Here is a 7239-nt window from a genome sequence, read left to right as displayed (position 1 = left end):
CGACAGGATCGCATTACCCTGGTCGGTACGGGCGCAGCCGGACGGCGCGAAGCGGTCCACTACCGCCCGTGGGGTCTCCGAGGGGACTCCCGGGCGGTAGTGTCGTTTCCGCGGACCGGAGAGTGGCATGGTGCAGATGCTTGACGAGGACGGCACCGTCGACCCGTGGCGCCGGCGAGCCCGGCGCTCCCGCCGGCAGATGCCGCTCTGGCAGGAACTGCCGCTGCTCCTCGTCGTGGCCTTCTGCCTCGCGGTGCTGATCCGCACCTTCCTGCTCCAGGCCTTCTTCATCCCGTCCGGGTCCATGGAGAACACCCTGCTCATCGGCGACCGCGTGCTGGTCAACAAGGTCGTCTACGACGTCCGCGACCCGGTCCGCGGTGAGGTGGTGGTCTTCCGGGGCACCGACAGGTGGGTCGCCCAGGAGGCGCCCGCGCCGCCGACGAACTTCGCCGGCAAGGTGGGCCGCACCCTCGGCGACCTGGTCGGCATCAGCCGCCCCGGCGAGAAGGACTTCATCAAGCGGGTCATCGGCGTGCCCGGCGACCGGATCTGGTGCTGCGACAAGGGCCGCGTCGTGGTCAACGGCGTGCCGCTGGACGAGCAGGGATACGTCTCGGAGGACTCGCCGGTCGAGCTGCCGCCGAACCCGAAGGAGTGCCGCTCGCGGCAGTTCACCGAGATCGTCGTGCCGCCCGGGCAGATCTTCGTGATGGGCGACCACCGGCTGGTCTCGCAGGACGCCCGCTGCCAGGGTCCGGTGCCGATCGACAACGTGGTCGGCCGGGCCTTCATGATCGTCTGGCCGTCCCAGCGCTGGACCACCCTGCCGGTCCCGGAAACCTTCGCCGACCTGCCGCCACCCAACGCCGCGCCGGCCCGGCCCGCCCCGGTGGATCCCGATCCGGTGGGCGGCGTCGTCCTCATCCTCCCGGTCACGGCCGCCCTCTCCGTTCTCGCGCGTTCGGGGCGACCGCGCTACGGCCGGCAACGTAGGCTCCACCCGTGATTGACGAGCAGACCGAGAAGCCGCGCAGCTCCTTCTGGAAGGAGCTGCCCATCCTCCTGGGTGTGGCGATCCTGGTCGCAGTGCTGGTTCGTGCCTTCGTGCTGCAGACCTTCTTCATCCCCTCCCCGTCCATGGAGAACACCCTCAAGATCGACGATCGGGTGCTGGTCAACAAGCTGGTGTACGACTTCCGCTCGCCGCACCGGGGCGAGGTGATCGTCTTCAAGGCGCCCACCGAGTGGAGCGGCAATCCGGAGGGCGAGGACTTCATCAAGCGGGTGATCGGGGTCGGTGGCGACCACGTGGTCTGCTGCGACCGCACCGGCGGCCAGGAACGGCTGATCATCAACGGCAAGGCGATCGACGAGCCGTTCATCTTCCCCGGCAACAAGCCCGCCGACCAGGACTTCGACATCACGGTGCCGAAGGGCCGGCTCTGGGTGATGGGCGACCACCGGGAGGCCTCCGGGGACTCGCTGGAGCACTGGCAGCAGTCCGGCGAGGACATCACCGAGGCGACCATCCCCGAGGACCAGGTGGTCGGGCGGGCCTTCACGATCTTCTGGCCGGTCGGCCGGGCGAGCTGGCTCAGCGTGCCGGAGCAGTTCGACGGCGTCCCCAATCCCTGACTTGTCAGCCCGGCTCCGTGACGGTGCCCGCCCTCCGGGAGCCGGAGGGCGTGGTCGTTCGTCGGAGGCGTCTGGCAGGCTTGGGCGGTGACCGTCTACACCCCTCGTCGCGCGGCCCGGGTGCTGCTCGTCGACGCGTCCGACCGGGTGCTGCTGTTCGAGGGCAGTGATCCGGCCCGGCCGGGCCACCGCTACTGGTTCACGCCCGGCGGCGGCCTCGACCCGGGGGAGACCCCGGCCGCGGGCGCGGCCCGCGAGCTGGCCGAGGAGACCGGGCTGCGGCTCGCCCCGGCCGAGCTGGGCCCGCCGGTCTGGGCCGAGACGGTCGAGTTCCCGTTCGACGGGGTCTGGTACCGGCAGGAGCAGGAGTTCTTCCTGGTGCGGGTGCCGAGCTGGGAGGTCGACACGGCGGGCTTCGACGCCGTCGAGCAGGCCAGCGTCCACGGCCACCGCTGGTGGTCGGTCGACGAGCTGGCCGGGACGGCCGAGCGCTACTACCCGCCGGACCTGGTGGACCGCCTCGCCCGGACGCTCACCGGAGGTGGCCCGTGCTGACCCCGCCGCGCACGGTGGTGCGCCGCGACGGCGGCCTCTACGCGCTGGAGCGGGCCCTGCAGCGGCGCGGCTTCCGGCACGTGGCCGGCGCCGACGAGGCCGGCCGGGGCGCCTGCGCCGGGCCGCTGGTGGCCGCCGCCGCGGTGCTGCCCGAGGGGCGGCGCGGCGAGATCGACGAGCTGGCCGACTCCAAGCTGCTCACCCCGGCGGCCCGGGAGCGGGTCTACGACGAGGTGGTGGCGCGGGCGCTGGCGTACGCCGTGGTGGTCATCCCCGCCGACGAGGTCGACGCGCGGGGGCTGCACGTGTGCAACCTGGCCGCCATGCGCCGGGCGCTCGCCTCGCTGAGCACCCGCCCGGAATACGTGCTGACCGACGGCTTCGGCGTGGATGGGCTGGACGTCCCCGGGCTGGCGGTCTGGAAGGGGGACCGGGTGGCCGCCTGTGTGGCGGCGGCCAGCGTGCTGGCCAAGGTCACCCGGGACCGGATCATGGTGGAGCTGGACGAGCGGTACCCGGGCTACGGCTTCGCCGAGCACAAGGGCTACATCACCCCGGAGCACAGCGCCGCGCTGCGCGAGCGGGGGCCCTGCCGGGAGCACCGCTTCTCGTACGTGAACGTGGCCACCGTCTCCGGACGGGACGGGCGGCCGCCCCGCTCGCGCCGGCCGGCCGCCGGCAGTCCGGAGGAGGCGCTGTTCGGCGTCCCCGACGAGGCGTTCGCCGATGGCCCGGACGAGCCGATGGAGCGCTCCGGCGCGCCAGGGGGTACCGTCGGCGTGGCGTTGGGCGAGCAGCCGCGACCTCCGGCGCCGGTGGGGGAAGATGTGGTCATGGAAGGCGGAGTGCGATGAGCGCGGAAGATCTCGAGAAGTACGAGACCGAGATGGAGCTGCAGCTCTACCGGGAGTACCGCGACATTGTCCGCCAGTTCTCCTACGTGGTGGAGACCGAGCGCCGCTTCTACCTGGCGAACCAGGTCGACCTGCACGTGCGTAACTCGGACGGCGAGGTCTACTTCGAGGTCGAGATGCACGACGCCTGGGTGTGGGACATGTACCGCCCCGCCCGGTTCGTCAAGAATGTCCGGGTAATGACGTTCAAGGACGTCAATGTGGAAGAGCTCGAAAAGCCCGACATCTCGCTTCCCGCAGACTCCGGATTCGGCGGCTGACCGGGTCGGCGGGCCGGACGGCCCGCCGACCGAGGCGGATCACTCCGTCAGCACGACCACCTCGACCCGCTGCACCAGGTTGTTCGCGAACCCGCCCCGGTTCCACGGCTGCTCGACCGGCTGGGTCCGCCCGGAGGCGTCGGTCGCCCGGGCGCCCAGCACGTGCCGCCCCGGCGTCGCCCGCCACGACACCTGCCACCGCCGCCACGCCCACGCGCCCCCGGTGGGCTCGTCCAGGGTCGCCGGCACCCACGTCGTACCCCCGTCGAAGGTGACCTCGACGGCCGTCACCGGCGCGTGCCCCGACCAGGCCCGACCGTCCACGGTGCATGGCCCGGGCCGCAGCACCCGCTTCCGTGACATGAAGTCCGGGAATCCCGGCGGGCGGACCAGGGCGCGGGGCTCGATCCGGGTGACCGGCACGCCCGGGTCGTCGGCGTCCTGCCGAAGCCGGTACGCCACCGCGTTCTGGTAGCCGTCGAACGGCTCGGTCAGCACCCGGATGTCGCGCAGCCACTTGACGTGCGCCATGCCGTACCAGCCGGGCACGATCAGCCGCACCGGCGCGCCGTGCTGCGGCAGCAGGGGAGCGGGCGTTCATCTCGTACGCCAGCAGCACCTCCTCACGCAGCGCGTCCGCCACCGGCAGCGCCCGCTGGTAGTCCTGCTCGACGCCGCGCTCCACCCCGTGGTCGGCGCCGGTGAAGACCACGTCCACCGCGTCGGCGGCCAACCCGGCCTCGCGCAGCATCGGGGCCAGCGGGGTGCCGGTCCACTCGGCGTTGCCCACCGCCTCCACCAGCCACGGCTGGCTGACCGGGCGAGGGTGCAGCAGCGCCCGGCCGTTGCCCGCGCACTCCAGGGTGACCCGGTGGGTGACCCGGGGCCGCTCCCGCAGCGCCGCCAGGTCGAGGCGGAGCGGACGGTCGACCGCGCCGCCCACGGTCAGCGCGTGGGCCGCCGGGTCGACGTCCGGGATGTCGTAGTGGATGAGCAGGTAGTGCAGCCCCGCCGGGGTCACGTCGTAGCGCAGCGCCTCCAGCGGGATGCCGTGGTTGCGCGCGGCCAACTGGAGTTCCTCGGCGCTGATCGCCTCGTCCGGCCGGGCGACGCGGGAGGGCCCGCTGACGTCGTCCACAGTGGTCATGTCGCTGCTCCTCGGCCGGCTCAGGGATGGGTCAGGCGGTCGTAGCCGATGAACTCGAACATCGCGGCGCCCGGCTCCAGCGGGCGGGGCGGACCGGTGAAGCGGTGCACGCCGACGCCCACCCCGTCGGCCGGGCTGCTCACCGCGACCGGCGCGAAGCCCTCCTCGGCGAACCAGTCGCAGATCGCGGGCACCAGGTCCGGTTCGCGGCGGTGCCGGGTCCAGAAGACCGTGCCGCCGGTGGCGCAGAGCGAGGCGCAGTGGCGCACGGTGGCGCGGATGTCGGCGTCGGTGACGTTGCCGAAGATCCCGCACGCCAGGACGAGGTCCGCCGGCACGAGGTCGGCGTACCGGTCGGTCAGCGCCGCGTCGCCGACCACCACCTCCACGCCGGTCAGCCCCGCCTCGGCGGCGGCGCGCCGGGCCACCTCGGCGTTGCGCGGGTCCAGCTCGACCAGGCGCGCCGTCACGTCCCGGCCGCGAGGGTGGCTGGCGAGCACCGGGATCAGGTCCCGCCCCTGGCCGGCGCAGAGGCTGATCGCCCGCAGCGGCCCGGGCGGCGCTGCGTCCAGCGCCTCCGCGATGCGGTCCCGCACCTCGGCGAGCCGCCGGGCCAGGGCCGAGTCCGGCTGGTCGTAGTCGGTGTGCCAGGCGAACCAGTCCTTCGTCACGCGGCCAGCATAGGCGGGGCGCCGGTAGCAGATCCGCCCCGTCGGCGGGGGTGCGTCCACAGGTGGCGACCGTCCACAGGGGCGTTGGTCGTGTGGTCGCGAGGGAGCGGCGGGGCCGGCAGAGTGCGGGGCGTGTGGATCCTGTCGAGCCGGGCCGGGGCGGCCCTGGTGCTGCTCGTCGCCTCCTCGCTGGCGGTTGCTCGTCCGGTCGCCGGCGTCCGGGCGGTGTCCGTGGCCCGTGCGGCGCCGTCGCCTGACGCCGCGGTTCCTGCGGCAACGGCTCCCGTCCGTCGGTGGGTGGGGCGGTCGCCGTCCGCCGCTGCGCCAGCGGCGCGGTTCCGCTGGCCGCTGGCCGGCGCGCCCCGCGTCGTGCGCCGGTTCGATCCGCCACCGCAGCCCTGGCTCCCCGGTCACCGGGGCGTGGACCTGGCCGCCACCCCGGGTGCCGAGGTCCGGTCGGCGGGCGCCGGGGTGGTCCTCTTCGCCGGCACGGTGGCCGGGCGTCCCGTGGTCACCGTCGGGCACGCCGACGGGCTGCGCACCACCTACGAGCCCGTCCGTCCCGGGCCGGCGGCCGGTGCCCGGGTCACCGCCGGCACACCGCTCGGCCTGCTGATCGCCGGGCATCCCGGCTGCGCCGCGGCGGCCTGCCTGCACTGGGGGCTGCGCCGGGGCGAGGAGTACCTGGATCCGCTCGCCCTGCTCGGGCTCGGCCCGGTCCGGCTGCTCCCGCTCGACCCACCGCCCGCCGGACCCGGTGCTCAGCTTCCTGCTCGACCGGCCGCTCGCCGGCCGCCGCCGGTCGGACCCGCCGCTCAGCCGCGGGCGAGGAGCGTGGGCAGCCGGACGGCCAGCCGGTCGTACTCGTCGGGGGTGTTGTAGACCTGGCCGCACAGGCGCAGGTAGCCGCGACCGTTCCAGGCGGCGGTCGACACCTCGACCGAGAGCCGGTCCGCGATCCGGGCCCGCAGCTCCCGGGCCGCGTCCATGGTGGTGGCTACGCCGGGCGGCAGCGGGACCAGCCGCATGGCGACCGTCGGTCCGCCGGGCTCCGGCAGGTCGGCCGGCGCCACCCCGAGCGCGTTCCCGACCACCCGTTGCCCGTACGCGGCCAGCGCCGCGTTGTGCGCCCGCACCCGGTCCACACCGAGGCTGCGCAGGGTGAACAGGCCCACCGGGGCGGCCAGCCAGCCGGTGTAGTCGAGGGTGGCCTGCCACTCCACCCGGGTCGGGTACCCGCTGCCCTGCTCCCACGAGACGACCAGCGGCTGGATCCGCTCCCGCCACGGCTCGGCGACCACGAGCGCGGCGGTGCCGCGCGGCGCGTACGCCCACTTGTGCAGGTTGCCGACCCAGAAGTCGGCGCCGACCGACGCCACGGTGGTCGGCAGCATGCCCGGGGCGTGCGCCGCGTCGACAAGCACCGGAATCCCGTGCTCCCGAGCCACCCCGACGATCGCCGCCGTCGGAAAGAGCCGGGCCGTCGGTGAGGTGATCTGATCGACGATCAGCAGCCTGGTCCGCCCGGGACGCAGCCCGGCCCGCACGATCTCCACGACCTCCTCGTCGGTGGCGGTCAGCGGCACCGGCAGCGTCCGCGAGACCGCCCCGGTCCGCGCGCACTCCCGTTCCACCGAGAGGCCGACCGCCCCGTACCCGTGGTCGGTGGTCACCACCTCGTCGCCGGGACCCAGCGCCAGCGACTGGAGCACGACGGCGGCGCCGGTGGTGGCGTTGCCGACCAGGGCCGTGCCGTCCGGATCCGCGCCGAGGAAGGTGGCCAGGTGCCGCCGGGTGTGGGCGATCCGGTCGACCAGACCCTGGGTGAAGAAGCGCAGCGGGTTGGCCTCCATCTCGTCACGCAGGCGCTGCTGGGCGCGCTGCACGACGATCGGGACCGCACCGAACGATCCGTGGTTGAGGTGGCTGACCGACGGGTCGAGGGAGAAGAGCAGCCGAGCCCCGGGGATCGGCTCGGGCGGCTGCGGGACCGTCATCGGCTGATCGTAGCCCGCCGTGGATCATCAACCCCCGCGGTTGAGCGGTCCGGCCGG

Annotated in this window: 8 protein-coding genes and 2 pseudogenes; 6 read left to right on the top strand and 4 right to left on the bottom strand. The window is 74.1% G+C overall.

Annotation, left to right across the window (positions count from 1 at the left end):
• Positions 1–127 precede the first annotated feature (127 nt).
• From lepB (FXF50_RS15240) to FXF50_RS15220, 5 genes and pseudogenes are all read left to right on the top strand, one after another.
• Positions 128–996, top strand: a pseudogene (gene lepB, locus FXF50_RS15240) (signal peptidase I).
• A 9-nt stretch (positions 997–1005) separates the two neighbouring features.
• Complete coding sequence (gene lepB / locus FXF50_RS15235) at positions 1006–1638, top strand: signal peptidase I (protein ID WP_148428307.1); 633 nt, start codon at positions 1006–1008, stop codon at positions 1636–1638.
• Between the two features lie 87 nt (positions 1639–1725).
• The gene (locus FXF50_RS15230; protein WP_148428306.1) at positions 1726–2193 is read left to right on the top strand and encodes an NUDIX hydrolase; all 468 of its coding nucleotides are present in this window, start codon (positions 1726–1728) and stop codon (positions 2191–2193) included.
• Entirely contained in the window at positions 2187–3047 is an 861-nt protein-coding gene (locus tag FXF50_RS15225) for a ribonuclease HII (RefSeq protein ID WP_148428304.1), read from the top strand. Before FXF50_RS15230 ends, FXF50_RS15225 begins: the two co-directional genes overlap by 7 nt.
• Positions 3044–3367 (top strand): DUF2469 domain-containing protein, encoded by a 324-nt coding sequence (locus FXF50_RS15220; protein ID WP_007075222.1) that lies wholly within the window; start codon positions 3044–3046, stop codon positions 3365–3367. Before FXF50_RS15225 ends, FXF50_RS15220 begins: the two co-directional genes overlap by 4 nt.
• Before the next feature lie 39 nt (positions 3368–3406).
• Here FXF50_RS15220 and FXF50_RS29885 read toward each other — a convergent pair whose 3' ends face one another.
• From FXF50_RS29885 to FXF50_RS15210, 3 genes and pseudogenes are all read right to left on the bottom strand, one after another.
• Entirely contained in the window at positions 3407–3928 is a 522-nt protein-coding gene (locus FXF50_RS29885; protein ID WP_255510037.1) for a molybdopterin-dependent oxidoreductase, read from the bottom strand.
• A 94-nt stretch (positions 3929–4022) separates the two neighbouring features.
• Positions 4023–4514, bottom strand: a pseudogene (locus tag FXF50_RS29880) (molybdopterin-dependent oxidoreductase); the annotation flags it as partial.
• A gap of 20 nt (positions 4515–4534) precedes the next feature.
• The gene (locus FXF50_RS15210; protein ID WP_148428302.1) at positions 4535–5185 is read right to left on the bottom strand and encodes a methyltransferase domain-containing protein; all 651 of its coding nucleotides are present in this window, start codon (positions 5183–5185) and stop codon (positions 4535–4537) included.
• Between the two features lie 132 nt (positions 5186–5317).
• Here FXF50_RS15210 and FXF50_RS15205 point away from each other — a divergent pair, with 132 nt between their 5' ends.
• A complete protein-coding gene (locus tag FXF50_RS15205) occupies positions 5318–6067 on the top strand; it encodes a M23 family metallopeptidase (RefSeq protein WP_370464097.1) in 750 nt (249 codons plus the stop codon).
• On the opposite strand, the gene FXF50_RS15200 is transcribed toward FXF50_RS15205, so the two are convergent.
• Entirely contained in the window at positions 6001–7182 is a 1182-nt protein-coding gene (locus FXF50_RS15200; RefSeq protein ID WP_148428300.1) for an aminotransferase class V-fold PLP-dependent enzyme, read from the bottom strand. The two genes, FXF50_RS15205 and FXF50_RS15200, sit on opposite strands and share 67 nt — an antisense overlap.
• Positions 7183–7239 lie beyond the last annotated feature (57 nt).

The sequence above is a fragment of the Micromonospora sp. AP08 genome (assembly GCF_008085935.1).
Classification (GTDB): domain Bacteria; phylum Actinomycetota; class Actinomycetes; order Mycobacteriales; family Micromonosporaceae; genus Micromonospora; species Micromonospora chersina.
Note: the sequence above shows the minus strand (reverse complement) of the source record. Positions and strands in the feature narration are given on the sequence as shown.

Excerpts from the sequence above, each read along its gene's own strand:
- FXF50_RS15200 (WP_148428300.1), bottom strand. The coding sequence starts at position 7,182 with ATGACGGTCCCGCAGCCGCCCGAGCCGATCCCCGGGGCTCGGCTGCTC.
- FXF50_RS15220 (WP_007075222.1), top strand. The coding sequence starts at position 3,044 with ATGAGCGCGGAAGATCTCGAGAAGTACGAGACCGAGATGGAGCTGCAG.